The sequence below is a fragment of the Nocardia sp. NPDC057668 genome (assembly GCF_042799795.1).
Classification (GTDB): domain Bacteria; phylum Actinomycetota; class Actinomycetes; order Mycobacteriales; family Mycobacteriaceae; genus Nocardia.
The window spans coordinates 1,074,977-1,090,024 of record NZ_JBHVIC010000001.1 but is presented as its reverse complement, the minus strand read 5'-3'; the positions used below and the strand labels follow the sequence as shown (position 1 = coordinate 1,090,024).

Below are 15,048 nucleotides of genomic sequence, written 5' to 3'. Positions count from 1 at the left end.
ATGGCCAAGACCAGTCCCGTCCTGGACGTCGACTCCGAACTCGATTACGAGGCGGCGTCACCACAGCACGGTTTCCTCGAACGGCTCTACACCGGCACCGGCGGTTTCGAGATCGTCGGCCGGCGCAAGTTCTTCTACGGCCTGGCCGCGGTGTTCCTGGTGATCGCCCTGGCGAGCATCGGCATCAAGGGCTTCACCCTCGGCATCGACTTCGCGGGCGGCTCGCGCATCCAGATGCCGGCCGCCGAATCGGTGACCACCGAACGCGTCGAGCAGGTCTACACCGACACGCTCGGCCACGCGCCGGTCACCGTGCAGAAGGTGGGCTCGGGCTCGACCGCCGCAGTCCAGGTCCGCTCGGAGACCCTGGACATGGCGCAGACCGACAAGCTGCAGAACGCGCTGTTCCAGGCGTTCCAGCCGAAGGACTCCAACGGCCAGCCCAACATCAACGCCATCTCGATCGCGGAGATCAGTGAGACCTGGGGTGGTCAGGTCACCCAGAAGGCCCTGCTGGCCCTGCTGGTGTTCGTGTTGCTGACCATGATCTACATCGCCTTCCGCTTCGAACGAGACATGTCGTTCGCGGCGATCGGCTCGCTGTTCTTCAACCTGATCGTCACCGCGGGCATCTACTCGCTCGTCGGTTTCGAGGTGACGCCGGCCGCGGTCATCGGCCTGCTCACCATCCTCGGCTTCGTGCTCTACGACAACGTCGTGGTGTTCGACAAGGTCGAGGAGAACACCCGCGGCGTGCTGCATCTGACGAAGCACACGTACGCGGAGAAGGCGAACCTGGCCGCCAACCAGACGCTCATGCGCTCGATCAACACCACGATCATCGGCATTCTGCCGATCATCGGCATGCTGGTCGTGGCGGTGTGGCTGCTGGGCGTCGGCACCCTGAAGGATCTGGCCCTGGTGCAGCTGGTCGGCATGATCGTCGGCGCCTACTCCTCGATCTTCTTCGCGGTGCCGCTGCTGGTCAGCATCAAGGAACGCTGGGGCCCGGTGGCCGCGCACACCAAGAAGGTGGCGGCCCGGCGCGCCGGCGGCAACGCGGCGGACGTGCACTCCGCCGCGGCACAGCGGGCGGGCGCGGCCAGTCGCGCCGGCGGGCGGGACACCTCCGCACCGCGCGCCCGGGGCGCCGAGGCGCCGCGCCCGGGAACTCGACCGAGCGGGAAACGACACAAGAGAAGGCCATAGGCAGCAGGGGGTTGCGGACGGTGCGACAGAACAGGATTCGACGTGGCGCCGCCGTGGCCGTCGCGGGTGTGCTCGCCGTCGGTGTGCTGACGGCGTGCGGTGGCAAGAACCAGGTCCCCTCGATCGGGTACGGCGTGGACACCGTGGTGGCCAGCTACAACGGCGGCAGCACGGTGGGCGCGAACGGTGGCGCGGCCGCGGTGTTCGGACGTGTGATCACCGGGTTCTTCTACACCGGCCCCGACGGGCAGCCGGTGGCCGATACCGACACCGGCACCGCCAAGGAGGTGCCGGGCGAGGCGCAGACCATCCAGTACCGGCTCAATCCGGACGGGGTGTACTCCGACGGCGCGCCGACCTCCTGTGACGATCTCGTCATGGCGTGGGCCGCGCGCAGCGGGCGCTTCACCAAAGCCGGTCCCGGCGGCCCGGTTCCGGCGTTCGACGCCGCGAGCACCGCCGGATACAGCGACATCGAGCGGGTGGACTGCCAGCCCGGGTCCAAGGACGCCACCGTGGTGTTCCGGCCCGGACGGCACTACACCGCGTGGAAGACGCTGTTCGGCGCCGGCGAACTGATGCCCGCGCACGTGGTGGCGCAGGCGGTGCAGGCGCCCAACGTGGTCGCCGCGATCCAGAGCGGCGACCAGGGCACCGTCGAGCGCATCGCGGAGTTCTGGAACAACGGCTGGCGGCTGACGCCGGGCAAGGTGGATCTCACCGTGCTGCCCTCCTCGGGCCCCTACCGGATCGAATCCTTCAGCGCGAAGGACGGTCTGGTGCTGGTGCAGAACGAGCGCTGGTGGGGCAACGCCGCCCGGACGCCGCGCATCGTGGTGTGGGACAAGAACACCGATCTGAAGGGCAAGGTCGAGGCCAAATCCATCGGCGTGCTCGACATCGGCGCGGGCTCGCTCGGCGAGGTGAGCCTGGACGGCTTGGCCGCGGAGACCGTGCCCGGTCGCGGTGCGGAGCAACTGGTGCTGAGCACCGGCGGGGTGCTGAGCAACGTCAACGCCCGGCGGGCGCTGGCGCTCTGCACGCCCCGGCAGGAGCTGTTCGATCAGCTCGGGCACCCGGGCTTCGAGACGCCCAAGACCGGACTCGGTGCGGGCCCGCTGAATTCGCGGACCGTGCAGCAGGACACGCTGTACTACGGCGCGGTGACCGGTGCGGCCGACAAGTACAAGAGCGTCGACGTCGCGGGGGCCACCGCGGCGCTGAAGAACGCCGGGGTGCAGAACCCGACCGTGCGCATCGGCTACGTCCAGCCGGACGAACGGCGCGCGGCCACGGTCGCCAAGATCGCCGAATCGTGCCGTGCGGCGGGCATTTCGGTGGTCGACGCGGGTGCGGCCGACTTCTCGGCGACCCAGCTCGCCGAGGGCAAGGTCGATGCCGTGCTCGGCGGGACCGCGTCCTTCCCCGGTCCTTCGGGCGCGAGCGTGGCGACCGAGGCGGCGGCCTCGCTGCGCACCGGTCAGGGTTTGAATTTCGGCCGGTTCGGTAACGGCCGGTATGATGCGATCGCGGATCAGCTTGCGGCGGAGGACAACTCGACAACCGTGTTGAATCTGATGACCGAGCAGGAGAATCTGCTCTGGAGTGAGATGCCCTCGATTCCCCTGTTCGCCAACCCGCGCACCATCGCGTTCGGCGACGGCATGAAGAATGGGATCGCGAGCCCTACCCGGGCGGGAGCGGGCTGGAATATGGATCGCTGGGTGCTCGAGCGGTAGGGGCCCGAGGGAGATGAGCGCGTGTGAGGAGCGGGTGTAGATGAGCAAGCACGAAATGGTCGACACGGCCGAGGTCGCCGGCGAGCGCACGGTGCGTGCCAACGCGGCGGTGGAACGGCTGACCCGCTGGCACGACGACTTCCCCACCCCGGGAGTTCGTTTCGCCGATCTGACGCCGGTGTTCGCCGATGCCGAGGGCTTCCGCGCGGTGCTGGACTGCTTCGCGGCGTGCGCGCCGGACGCGGATCTGGTGGCCGGGGTGGACGCGCGCGGCTTCCTGCTGGGCGCGGGCGTGGCCGCGGTGCTGGGCACCGGCGTGGTGGCGGTGCGCAAGGCGGGCAAGCTGCCGCCGCCGGTGCACTCCCGGTCCTACACGCTCGAATACGGTTCGGCCGCACTGGAGATCCCCGCGGACGGTATCGAGCTGCAGGGCCGCAAGATCCTGCTGCTCGACGACGTGCTCGCCACCGGCGGCACGCTGTCCGCGGCGGCGGAGCTGTTCCGCACCGCGGGGGCCGAGGTGGTCGCCGCCGCCGTCGTGCTCGAGCTGGAATTCCTGGGCGGGCGCGCCAAGCAGGGGGACTACCCGCTGACGTCGATCGTCCAGCGCTGATCAGGAGCTGATCGCACGCTCATGAAGCGGTGCGGCCGCGGCGGTGACGTCGTGGCCCACCGCTTTTCGGCGTTACCGGGCCACCAGCCGGGCGACGAATCCACTGACGACCAGCCAGAAGATCGCTGCCAGGCCGTAGTTCAGGACCACGTCCAGGTCGGCGTTTCCAGTCTTGAACAGGCCCGGGAAGAACAGGGCCAGGGGCTCGGCCAAGGACTTGATGAATTGGAAGTACCGATTGGTCTGATCGGCGTCCAACACCAGCAGCAAGATATACATGCCCTCGATAAGGGCGAACAGTGCACCAACCGTCCCGATGATGCGGGCGGCGGTGGCCTCATTGCGGGCGACGTACGGCATTACGGAGGGATGCCCGTTGTGTGCGGGTTGAAACCGTGTCGCGGGTCCGTGAAAAGGCGTGTCCGCCATGACATGATGTCCCGGTGATGACCACGTCGTCGGGGAGCGTTGGGGCGTGAAGGCCAAGTTCGTCGTCGGAAGTGTGGTCGGCATAGCGCTTTCGCTGGTCACGCTGGTATTGGTGATCATTCTGCCGGCCACCGAGGAAACCTGCGCTCCGGGTTCGCCGCTCATTCCGTCGGCCACGACCGCACGTACCGAACCCAATTGCCCGAGTACGGGTTCCCCCGCGGAAGTGGGTTTGCAGGAGGGCGCGCTTCGCGTGTTGCGCTGCACGGTGGCGCGTTTCGGCAGTCTCGAGATGCGCGGGGTGATCGCGGACGACGCCTATCCCGATCATCGCGCGGGCCGCGCCGTGGAGTTCATCGTCGGAACCGACCAGGCCAAGGGCGATTCCATCGTCGCGTTCCTGCAGGAGAACGCCGCCAGCTTCCGGGTCGACTACGTCATCTGGAAGCAGCGCAGCTGGACCCCCACCGCGGCGTCGGGCACACAGTGGACGGCCATGCCCGATCGCGGGGACGCGGTGCGCAATCACCTGGACCGCGTGCAGGTGAGCATCAAGGCGGCGGCCGCGACCTCCACCGTGGTGCAGACCCCGGACGTGTCGCTGGCCGCCATGCCCGGCACCGTCAACGAGGCCGGACGGCTCTCCGGCGCGGGGCGTCGTCAATACCCCTTGGCGGCAGGGACTTTCACGGTGTCCGACACCTTCGGCTCGCGCGGGGGCGATCACCTCGGCGTCGACATGGCCGCCGCCAACGGCACGCCGATCTACGCCGCGGCCGACGGACTGGTCGTCGCCTCGGGCCCGGCGTCGGGTTTCGGCGACTGGATCGTCATCGACTCCCTGGACGAGAGCGGGCGGCGGTACTCCACGGTCTACGGGCACATGTACGACTCGGGCCTGTTCGTGCGCACCGGCGACATCGTGACCATGGGCCAGCACATCGGCGCGGTCGGCTCCAACGGCCAATCCTCGGGCCCGCACCTGCATTTCGAGGTCGTGCCCGGCGGGCGGCTCACCGGCGGCAGCCAGGTCGACCCCATGCCGTGGCTGTCCGGATCCAGTCTGCCCAGCGCGTCCGCGCCCAACAACTGCGAGAACGGATTCGGCAGCGCCGGAGGCAATCTCGCCGGCGGTAAGGTGCCCGCCGAGCTGGAGATCTGGTACCGGCGCGCGGGCTCGCTGTGCCCGGAGATCAGCTCCTCGCTGCTGGCCGCGCAGGGGCAGGCCGAGTCCGGGTTCCGGCGCGGGCTCACCTCGCCCGCCGGCGCGGTCGGCCTGGCACAGTTCCTGCCCAGCACCGCGACCTCCCTCGCACCCGACGGGCAGCCGTACGTGATCGACGCCGACGGCAACGGCCAGGCAAGTCCGTGGGACGACGGGGACGCCATCATCGGCCAGGGCCGGTACATGTGCACCATCGCGTCCAAGGTGCGGGGCTGGCTCGAACAGGGCAAGGTTACCGGCGATCTCACCGCCCTGACCGTCGCGGCCTACAACGCCGGTGAGGGCGCGGTGCTCGCCTCGGGCGGCATGCCCAACCAGGTGCCCGGTCACTTCAGCGAGACCCGCCCCTACGTGGCGCGCATCCTCGCCGCGGAGGCCGGCTTCCGCAGCATGGGCAGCACCGGCCGCTTCGTGCCGGACGCGGCCGCGGACCTGGGCCCGCAGATCGCCTCGGCCGGTCACGAATGGATCGGCACCCCTTACGTTTTCGGTGGCGGCGGCACCCAGGGGCCGACCGAGGGCGGGTTCGACGAAGCCGGTCTCACCGCGGCGGCCGTCTTCGCCGCCAGCGGTGGCACCATCCAGTTGCCGAACACCGCCGAGCAGCAGTGGGAGATCGGCGTCGAGGTGCAGTTGATCAAGGCGCAGCCCGGCGACCTGGTCTTCGGCAACTGGGGGACACGCGGACCGTCGAGCGTCGGAATCTACCTGGGCAGCGGCAAGATGCTGCACGCCGAACCCGGCGGCAAGGTGGCCGAGGTGCCCCTGCTCAACGGCATGAAAGCGCGTCGCATCGGCCAGTGAGTCCGGACGCCGGATCTCGCCCTGAGATCCGGCTCACGGAATTTGCCACTTGCACACCGGCATCGGGACTGGTTACCTTTGTAAACGTTCCATTCCCTCCCGATCGGAGACATTACGTTGATCTTCTGAGGTAACGCAGCCCTTGGCCCGCGCTCTCGCAGCGCCGCCTTCACTCGCGCTTACCTTTCGAGGAGTCCGTATGTCACTTCCTGTTGTTTCTGTTTCCGATCTGAGCTTCTCCTGGCCCGACGGAACCCCCGTATTCGATGGCCTGAACGCACTGCTCGGTCCCGGTCACGTCGGTGTCGTCGGCAGCAACGGCGCAGGTAAATCCACACTTTTCCGGTTGCTCACCGGTGCACTGCGGCCCGCTCGCGGGTCGGTTACGGTGCCCGGGCGGCTGGGCTATCTGCGTCAGGATCTCGGCCTGTCGGCCGGGCAGCGGGTGGACGAGGTGCTCGGGATCGCGGAGACGCGAAAGGCGTTGCACCGCATCGAATCCGGAGACGGAACCGATGACGATTTCGAGGCCGTGGGTGCGTCCTGGGACATCGAGGAGCATGCCATCGCACTGCTCGGCCGACTCGGATTGCACTACGTCGCAAGCGATGTCGGTCAGCTCGATCGCCGGCTGGACACCCTGTCCGGCGGGGAGACCGTGTTGCTGGGCCTGGTAGCCGAACTGTTGCGGGAGCCCGATGTGCTGCTGCTGGACGAACCGACCAACAATCTCGATCGGGTGGCGCGCGACCGCCTGTACGAGGTCGTGGGTCAGTTCCAGGGCACCGTGCTCACCATCAGTCACGACCGCGAGCTGCTCGACCGGGTGGCCACCGTGGCCGAGCTGCGCCAGGGCGAAATCCGTTTGTTCGGCGGCAATTTCAGCGAGTACGAGCGGATCGTCGAGCACGAGCAGGACCTCGCCAGGGCGGCCATCCGCGATGCCAAGGGCGATGTGCGCAAGCAGGCCCGTGAGCTGGTGGACACGCGGATCAAGCTCGACCGGCGACTGCGCTACGGCAAGAAGATGGAGGCGCAGAAGCGGGAGCCGAAGATCATCATGGCCGAACGCAAACGTCAGGCGCAGGTCTCGGCGGGCAAGCTCCGCAACGAACACATCGGGAAACTCGCGGACGCGAAGGACGTGCTGACCGAGGCGGAGGAGCGGTTGCGCGACGACCGCGAGATCCGCGTCGATCTGCCCGGCACCCGGCTGTATCCGGGGCAGGGCGTGATCGAGCTGGAAGACGTGCGGCTGGCGAACGGCCCGGTAGTGACGCTGAAGGTCAGCGGGCCCGAGCGGATCGCGCTCACCGGGCGCAACGGCGCGGGCAAAACCACGCTGCTGCACCGGATCTGCGCGGAGCCGCCCACGGTGCCGTGGCGCATGCTGCCCCAGCGTCTGGACGTGTTCGACGAGACGCTCTCGGTGTTCGACAACGTCGCCGCCGCCGCGCCGCACGCGCTGCCGGAACAGATTCGAGCCCAATTGGCCCGCTTCCTGTTTCGCGGTGCGGACGCCGACGTGCTCGCCGCCGCGCTCTCGGGCGGGGAGCGGCTGCGGGCCGCGCTAGCCATGCTGCTGCTGGCCGAGCCCGCCCCGAAGCTGCTGCTGCTCGACGAGCCGACCAACAATCTGGATCTGCCGAGCCTGCGGCATCTGACCGAGGCGCTCGCCGGATTCGAGGGCGCGCTCATCGTGGTGAGCCACGACGAGCGGTTCCTGGGTGAGATCGGCGTCACACGCCGGGTCGAGCTCGATGCCGCCGGACTGGCCGATTCCACGGTCGGATAGTGGCCCTGAACGCGGGTCGCGCGCATTCCGCGCGACCCGCCGGCGGGTCCGGCTCGCGCCCGCGGGAAAGGCCGCGCCGAGCGGGGGATCGACCCGAAATGGAGATCGGAGCAATCCGGACGCAATGCCGCGCCGAACACGCTGCGGATGCGAGTAAGGTTCAACGCTCCGGACGGGTCCGGGAGGGCGGAATTCGCCGTTCCGGTCTCGGAACGTTTCCAGGACTAAAGTGGGTGGTCTACGTGGTTGGACGGTCCGGTAGGTTGAGCCGATCGAGGCCGGGAGAGGTGGTGGCATGACACAGAATCTGGAGAAGGCGAACGCCGGGCAATCGGAGAACGGCGAGCCCGCCACCCCGGCGCCGGGCGCTCCCGCGCGCTCCGCCTCCGCCGCCGTTCCCACGTCCGCCTCGCGCCGGGTGCGGGCGCGCCTGGCCCGCCGCATGACCGGCCAGCGCGGCATCGCCGCGGTCAAGCCGGTGCTCGAGCCACTCGCGACGGTGCACCGCGAGCTGTACCCGAAGGCGAATCTCGCTCTGCTGCAAAGAGCTTTCGACGTCGCGGACGAGAAGCACCAGCACCAGTTCCGTAAGTCGGGCGACCCGTACATCACCCATCCGCTCGCGGTCGCGAACATTCTGGCCGAGCTCGGCATGGACACCACCACGCTGGTCGCCGCGCTGCTGCACGACACCGTCGAGGACACCGGCTACGCCCTCGAGGACCTGACCAACGAGTTCGGCACCGAGATCGCTCACCTGGTGGACGGCGTCACCAAGCTGGACAAGGTCAACCTGGGCGCGGCGGCCGAGGCCGAGACCATCCGCAAGATGATCATCGCCATGGCCCGCGACCCGCGGGTGCTGGTCATCAAGGTCGCCGACCGGCTGCACAACATGCGGACCATGCGGTTCCTGCCGCCGGAGAAGCAGGCCAAGAAGGCGCGCGAGACCCTCGAGGTCATCGCCCCGCTGGCCCATCGACTCGGTATGGCCACCGTCAAATGGGAGCTCGAGGACCTCGCCTTCGCGATCCTGCACCCCAAGAAATACGACGAGATCGTGCGCCTGGTCGCGGACCGCGCACCCTCACGTGACACCTACCTGGCCAAGGTGCGGGACGAGATCGTCAATACGCTCGCCGCCAGCCGCATCAGCGCGATCGTGGAGGGGCGGCCCAAGCACTACTGGTCGATCTACCAGAAGATGATCGTCAAGGGTAAGGACTTCGACGACATCCACGACCTGGTCGGCATCCGCATCCTGTGCGACGAGGTTCGCGACTGCTATGCCGCTGTGGGCGTGGTGCATTCGCTGTGGCAGCCCATGGCCGGGCGGTTCAAGGACTACATCGCCCAGCCGCGGTACGGGGTGTACCAGTCCCTGCACACCACGGTCGTCGGCCCCGACGGCAAGCCCCTGGAAGTGCAGATCCGCACCCAGGACATGCACCGCACCGCCGAGTTCGGCATCGCCGCGCACTGGCGGTACAAGGAGACCAAGGGCAAGCACTCCAATGATTCGACCGAGGTCGATGACATGGCGTGGATGCGGCAGCTGCTGGACTGGCAGCGCGAGGCCGCGGATCCGGCCGAGTTCCTGGAGTCGCTGCGCTTCGACCTGAAGTCGCCGGAGATCTTCGTGTTCACGCCCAAGGGCGATGTGATCACGCTGCCGCAGAAGTCGACCCCGGTGGACTTCGCGTACGCCGTGCACACCGAGGTCGGGCACCGCTGCATCGGCGCGCGCGTCAACGGGCGGCTCGTCGCGCTGGAACGGCAGCTGGAGAACGGTGAGGTCGTCGAGATCTTCACCTCCAAGGCGCAGAACGCCGGGCCCTCGCGGGACTGGTCGAACTTCGTGGTGTCCCCGCGCGCCAAGGCCAAGATCCGGCAGTGGTTCGCCAAGGAACGCCGTGAAGAGGCGCTCGAGGCCGGTAAGGACCAGATCTCCAAGGAGGTCCGGCGCTCGGGTCTGCCGCTGCAGCGCCTGATGAGCGCGGACGCCATGTCCTCGCTCGCGCACGAGCTGCACTACACCGACATCTCGGCCCTGTATGCGGCCGTCGGTGAGAACCAGGTGTCGGCCCATCACGTCGTGCAGCGGCTCATGGCCCAGCTCGGCGGGGTCAGCGACGTCGAGAACGAGCTCGCCGAACGGTCCACCCCGTCCACGGTGCCCGCGCGCCAGCGGCTCACCGGGGACGCGGGCGTGGAGATCCCGGGTGCGCCCGGAACCGTCTCCAAGCTCGCCAAGTGCTGCACCCCGGTGCCCGGCGACGAGATCATGGGCTTCGTGACCCGCGGCGGGGCGGTCAGCGTGCACCGCACCGACTGCACCAACGCCGATTCGCTGCGGTCCGAGCCGGAGCGGATCATCGAGGTCAAGTGGGCGCCGTCGCCGTCCTCGGTCTTCCTGGTCGCGATTCAGATCGAGGCCCTGGATCGCACGCGCCTGCTGTCGGACGTGACGAAGGTGCTGGCCGACGAGAAGGTGAACATCCTGTCCGCGGCGGTCACCACTTCCGGTGACCGCGTGGCGATTTCGAAGTTCACCTTCGAGATGGGCGATCCCAAGCACCTGGGCCACCTGCTGAACGTGGTGCGCAACGTGGAGGGCGTCTACGACGTCTATCGCGTGACGTCCGCGGCCTGACAAACCGAAAGTCCCAGCGCGGCATCCGCTCTCCGGAGCGGGTGCCGCGCTGTCGTCTGTGCCGTGGTCGCGGTGATGTCGGCCGGACCGCTCGAGGATCTCTCGGCCGGTCGGGAATTACTCAGGACATATAACTGTTCAAAGCAATATGACTGGTTATATTGCCGTATCGGTGTCTCGATCATGACCGGGCACTACGCGCAGGTGGCGTTCACCCCCGCGGTCCGGGAGCATCAGCGCAGACACGGCAGCCTGCGCGGCTACGAACGGATGGCGGCGGTGCCCGAGGTCGCCGACGCGATCGGGCAGGACGAGGCCTGGTTCATCGGCGAGCGCGACAGCTTCTACATGTCCACCGTGAGCGAGACCGGTTGGCCCTACATCCAGCACCGCGGCGGCCCGCGCGGGTTCCTGAAGGTCCTGGACCCCCACACCCTGGCCTTCGCCGACTTCCGCGGCAACAAGCAGTACATCAGCCGCGGCAACCTCGATCACGACGACCGCGTGGCCCTGTTCCTGATGGACTACGCCGCCAAGGCCCGCATGAAGATCTTCGGTCACGCCAGAGTGGTTGAGGCCGAACAGGATCCGGCCCTGATGTCCGCGCTGACCCTGCCCGGCACCACGGTCCCGGTGGAACGCGCGATCGTCATCACCGTCGAGGCTTTCGACTGGAACTGCCGCCAGCACATCCCCGAGCTCTATCCGCGCGAAGAGGTCCTGGAAGCCGTCGGTTCCCTGCGTGACCGGGTTGCCGAACTCGAACGCGAGAACGCGCGCCTGCGTGCGCGGATCTCGGACACCGGCGCACAGGCCCCGGGTGCGTCCCCGGTAGGCTGACCGACCGTTGTCCGAGTTCACGACCAGGAGAGTTCATGACCGCGTTCGAGAATGTCAGTGTCACGAAGAAGGCGAACGTCTACTTCGACGGCAAGTGCGTCAGCCACAACATCGAGTTGGCCGACGGCACCAGCAAGTCGGTCGGGGTCATCCTGCCGGCCACCCTGACGTTCAACACCGGCGCGCCGGAAATCATGGAACTCATCGAGGGCGAGGCCAAGGTGACCCTGGCGGGGGAGACCGAGGCCGTGGTCTACAAGGGCGGCGAGTCGTTCTCGGTGCCGGGCAACAGCTCGTTCCAGATCGAGGTCGCCGAGCCCGTGCACTACGTGTGCCACTTCGGCTGAGCCGTACCCCGATTCGCCGAAACCGGCCGAGAGCCCTTGGCTCCCGGCCGGTTTCGTGTTCAGCGCGGCGTGATCCCTAGCGCGGGGCCATGCGGATCGCGCCGTCCAGGCGGATGGTCTCGCCGTTCAGCATCGGGTTCTCCACGATGTGGCGCACCAGCGAGCCGTACTCGGACGGGTCGCCCAGGCGCGCGGGGTGCGGCACCTGCGCGCCCAGCGCCGCGATGGCCGAATCGGGCAGGGTGGCGAAAAGGGGCGTGTGGAACAGGCCGGGGGCGATGGTCACCACGCGAATCTTGAGCGGGGCCAGGTCGCGGGCGACCGGGAGGGTCAGACCCACGATGCCGCCCTTGGACGCCGAATAGGCCGCTTGACCGATCTGACCGTCGAACGCCGCGACGGAAGCGGTGTTGACGATGACGCCGCGCTCGCCGTCGGCCTCCTCGGTGGCCGCGATGCGCTCGGCCGCCAGGCGGATCACGTTGAACGTGCCGATCAGGTTCACGTTGATGATCTTCTTGAACGAGTCGAGCGGGAACGCGCCCTGCTTGCCGACCGTCTTGATCGCGTTGCCGATTCCGGCGCAGTTCACGGCGATACGCAGCGTGCCCAGCTGCTCGGCGGCGTCGAGCGCGGCGGTCACATCCTCTTCGCTCGTCACGTCGCCGGGCGAGAACACCACGCGCTCACCGAGTTCGTCGGCCACAGCTTTGCCATCGGACGAAGGAAGGTCGAGGATAACGACCTTCGCGCCCGCCGAGTGCAGTTCGCGCACAGTGGCCAGGCCGAGTCCCGAGGCGCCGCCGGTCACGACCGCGGCGATGTCTGCTGTCTTCACAAAACCTCCAAATTGCTTGTCTTGTGAATGTAGATTCTCCTGTGTCGGGGGTACCGAGCGGGTCCCCGGCGTGGTGTGCACACGACGCCGACGATCCTGCTATCGCGTACGCGCGCGGATTACAAGGAGTGCCCTCGGCGCGTCGAGTCGTTGGAATTCTGTACATACGAGAGAATTTCCGATTGGGACCGTACTGCCGCAGTACATCGATCGAACGTGGCAACAACGGGCCGTAGCTCGACACCGACGACGCCCGACGTCCGTCACGACCGATCGCCGAGAGGGTCCGACGATGCAGCACGACGCGCCCGACGCAACGGGTACGCGCGCAATGTTGAAGTCGTACAAAAAAGTTTCGCGCTGGTATCCCAGCCTCGAGCCCGGCGCCGACGGCGCGGTGCTCACCGACGCCCAGGGCGACACCGTATTCGGCGAGGACGACAGCCCGGCCCGGTTCCCGCACTACATCAGCGACGACGAGGCAGAGCTGGTGATCCCGCCGGTGCCGGACGCGATCCTGCGCCGCAGCCACTTCGCGGGCGCGTGGTCGGACTGGATGACCGATCGTGAAACCGCTTCGTACACACCGAAACTGCGCTACCGGGCATCCACCGTGGTGGAATTCCCGTCCGAGAGTGACGAATACGACCGAACTCCGCCGGTCGATACCGCGTCCGCGCTGCTGGACGCCGTCGCCGACCCGCCGCCCGCGCAACCCGCGCCGCAGCCGCACTACATGCGCCGCAGAATCATCGCGGTCGCGATCCTGGTCGTTGCCATTCTGTTGCTGGCAGTAGCCGGGGGATTAGCTCTACATACGCTCAAATCTTCGCGTGACACTTCGCAATCCGTCGGCACACTCGAAGAGGATGACCGTTCCGGTCCGGGCGCCCGCACGGCGGCGTACAACGAGATGACGGACACCTTGGTCATCGGCGACCATATCCCCGCGGGCATCCCGGCCGGATAAGAGGAGAGCTGAGACAGATGGATCAGGACTGGAGCCGTTGGCTCGACGAGGTCCCCGACGAGGGGGAGTCGTCGAGTGGTGTCGCGCGTTCCAAGGCTCCGGTGGTTCGATTGCGAAAGCGCCGTGGTGATTCCGGTGAGCCGGGACCCGCGCAACGCTCGATTCTGGTGGTCGGCGGCTGCGGCGGCGCGGGCACCACGACCACCGCACTCGGCATCGCCGGCGAGGTGGGTGCGGCGGGCGCACAGGTGGTCGCGGTGGACGCCACCCACGCCGGCAGCGATCTGGCGCTGCGGGGCGCGGACGAGCACCTCAGCCCCATCAGCCTGCAGTCGTGGCTCTACGGCCGCGGCGACGACGAGCCCGCCCCGCTCAAGGAGTGCCTGTCCCGGGCCACCTCCGGGATCGGATTGCTGTGGCGCGATCCCGAACCGCTGCGCCGGCGCGCCACCTACCTCACGGTCGCGCGTGCCATCGGTGACTCCGGATACACCCCCGTATACGACGGCGGCAATCCGATCGCCGGGCGGCACCTGCGCCCGCTGCTCGAGGACGGCGATATCGCGCTGGTCCTTGCCATTCCGGCCCGCGTGGACGCCGCCAACCGGCTGCGCGTCACCCTGGAGTGGCTCGACGACCAGTTCAGCGGTCAGGGCGAGGGTCAGGGCGGTGGAATTGTGGGCGATACCACGATCGTTGTGTCACATCAGTTGCCGGGCGTCGACTCTCGGATCGCTGACCATTTGCGGGAGCATCTGGACGGCTGGGTCCGTGACATTCGTGAGATACCCTATGACCCGCACCTCGCGCGCGGAGAGCTTGTGCGGCACAGCAACCTGGCCGCCGAGACACGCCGGGCGTATCGCCGCCTGCTTGCTGGAGTGGCATCATGACCGCAGCCATGAAGGAACGTCGATCCTCCTCCGAGACCGCTATGGCGGCCGGAGTGGTGCCGCCGCCGGAGACCCGCCGCGCACCCATCTGGGACCGTCCCGTACCCGGAGCAGGTCGAGCGCCACTGGTGTGGCTGCTGGGCGTGCACGGCGGTGCGGGCGCCAGCACCCTCGCGCATGTGCTTGCGCCCGCTGCGGATTCGTACCGCCGCTGGCCGGGCGGCTTCGATCGCGAATCACCGTTCGTCGTCCTGGTCGCCCGGGAGACCATCTCCGGGCTGACCCGCGCGCACGACCTGTTGCGCCAGCACCACGCGGGCCTGGCCGGCTCGTGCGAGGTGCTGGGTCTGGTCACCGTCGCGGCCCGGCCGGGCCGGATCCCGGCGGAGATCCGGCGCTATCGCGACGTGGTCGGCTCGCTGGCCGGTGAGGTGTGGCAGGTGCCGTGGCACGAGGAGTGGACGCTGGTCGAACCCGATCAGCTGCCGATCTGGTCGCCCGGCGACGCACCGCCGCCGCAGCAGCGCAGACGCAAAACCGATGCGCTCGAAGAGGTCATGCCCGATGTCCGCGAGCTCGGTGCGGGGATCGTCGCGGCCGTGCAGGACGCACTGGACGCCCCATCCGCCCCCCGGTCCGATCAGCCGGAACCCGGGGAGTGATCATGGTGGCAAGTGGAAAGCTTTGCGCACC

Annotated in this window: 13 protein-coding genes and 1 pseudogene; 12 read left to right on the top strand and 2 right to left on the bottom strand. The window is 68.2% G+C overall.

The annotated features are described in order from the left end of the window. The 3 genes from secF to ACFVBH_RS05080 are packed head-to-tail and all read left to right on the top strand — an operon-like array spanning position 1 to position 3,561. Positions 1-1,209, top strand: coding sequence for a protein translocase subunit SecF (gene secF / locus ACFVBH_RS05090; protein WP_354986911.1), 1,209 nt, complete (start codon positions 1-3; stop codon positions 1,207-1,209). Between the two features lie 20 nt (positions 1,210-1,229). Beyond that, positions 1,230-2,948: an ABC transporter substrate-binding protein gene (locus ACFVBH_RS05085; RefSeq protein ID WP_378999908.1), complete on the top strand. Its 1,719-nt coding sequence runs from the start codon at positions 1,230-1,232 to the stop codon at positions 2,946-2,948. A 40-nt stretch (positions 2,949-2,988) separates the two neighbouring features. Then, positions 2,989-3,561 (top strand): adenine phosphoribosyltransferase, encoded by a 573-nt coding sequence (locus tag ACFVBH_RS05080; RefSeq protein WP_378999906.1) that lies wholly within the window; start codon positions 2,989-2,991, stop codon positions 3,559-3,561. A 72-nt stretch (positions 3,562-3,633) separates the two neighbouring features. Here the strand turns inward: ACFVBH_RS05080 and ACFVBH_RS05075 are convergent, their stop codons facing one another. Further along, positions 3,634-3,840, bottom strand: coding sequence for a hypothetical protein (locus ACFVBH_RS05075; RefSeq protein ID WP_378999904.1), 207 nt, complete (start codon positions 3,838-3,840; stop codon positions 3,634-3,636). Positions 3,841-4,282: 442 nt separating this feature from the next. Between ACFVBH_RS05075 and ACFVBH_RS05070 the strand changes: the two are divergent. From ACFVBH_RS05070 to ACFVBH_RS05045, 6 genes and pseudogenes are all read left to right on the top strand, one after another. After that, positions 4,283-5,449: pseudogene (locus ACFVBH_RS05070) on the top strand (peptidoglycan DD-metalloendopeptidase family protein); the annotation flags it as partial. 72 nt (positions 5,450-5,521) lie between these two features. Then, a complete protein-coding gene (locus tag ACFVBH_RS05065; RefSeq protein ID WP_379001592.1) occupies positions 5,522-6,019 on the top strand; it encodes a C40 family peptidase in 498 nt (165 codons plus the stop codon). Positions 6,020-6,218: 199 nt separating this feature from the next. Beyond that, the gene (locus ACFVBH_RS05060) at positions 6,219-7,814 is read left to right on the top strand and encodes an ABC-F family ATP-binding cassette domain-containing protein (RefSeq protein ID WP_378999902.1); all 1,596 of its coding nucleotides are present in this window, start codon (positions 6,219-6,221) and stop codon (positions 7,812-7,814) included. A gap of 295 nt (positions 7,815-8,109) precedes the next feature. Then, on the top strand, positions 8,110-10,467 hold the full coding sequence (locus tag ACFVBH_RS05055; RefSeq protein WP_378999899.1) for a RelA/SpoT family protein: 2,358 nt from the start codon (positions 8,110-8,112) through the stop codon (positions 10,465-10,467). Positions 10,468-10,650: 183 nt separating this feature from the next. Continuing rightward, on the top strand, positions 10,651-11,307 hold the full coding sequence (locus ACFVBH_RS05050; RefSeq protein ID WP_378999897.1) for a pyridoxamine 5'-phosphate oxidase family protein: 657 nt from the start codon (positions 10,651-10,653) through the stop codon (positions 11,305-11,307). Between the two features lie 35 nt (positions 11,308-11,342). Then, positions 11,343-11,654, top strand: coding sequence for a pyrimidine/purine nucleoside phosphorylase (locus ACFVBH_RS05045; protein WP_354986904.1), 312 nt, complete (start codon positions 11,343-11,345; stop codon positions 11,652-11,654). A gap of 76 nt (positions 11,655-11,730) precedes the next feature. Here the strand turns inward: ACFVBH_RS05045 and ACFVBH_RS05040 are convergent, their stop codons facing one another. Further along, positions 11,731-12,492 (bottom strand): 3-hydroxyacyl-CoA dehydrogenase, encoded by a 762-nt coding sequence (locus ACFVBH_RS05040; protein ID WP_354986903.1) that lies wholly within the window; start codon positions 12,490-12,492, stop codon positions 11,731-11,733. Between the two features lie 331 nt (positions 12,493-12,823). Between ACFVBH_RS05040 and ACFVBH_RS05035 the strand changes: the two genes are divergently transcribed. Genes ACFVBH_RS05035 through ACFVBH_RS05025 form a run of 3 tightly spaced genes read left to right on the top strand, consistent with a single transcriptional unit; the run spans position 12,824 to position 15,017 of the window. Next, a complete protein-coding gene (locus ACFVBH_RS05035) occupies positions 12,824-13,462 on the top strand; it encodes a hypothetical protein (RefSeq protein ID WP_354986902.1) in 639 nt (212 codons plus the stop codon). A gap of 17 nt (positions 13,463-13,479) precedes the next feature. After that, the gene (locus ACFVBH_RS05030) at positions 13,480-14,355 is read left to right on the top strand and encodes a hypothetical protein (RefSeq protein WP_354986901.1); all 876 of its coding nucleotides are present in this window, start codon (positions 13,480-13,482) and stop codon (positions 14,353-14,355) included. Continuing rightward, positions 14,352-15,017 (top strand): DUF6668 family protein, encoded by a 666-nt coding sequence (locus ACFVBH_RS05025; protein WP_354986900.1) that lies wholly within the window; start codon positions 14,352-14,354, stop codon positions 15,015-15,017. Before ACFVBH_RS05030 ends, ACFVBH_RS05025 begins: the two co-directional genes overlap by 4 nt. Positions 15,018-15,048: the final 31 nt, after the last annotated feature.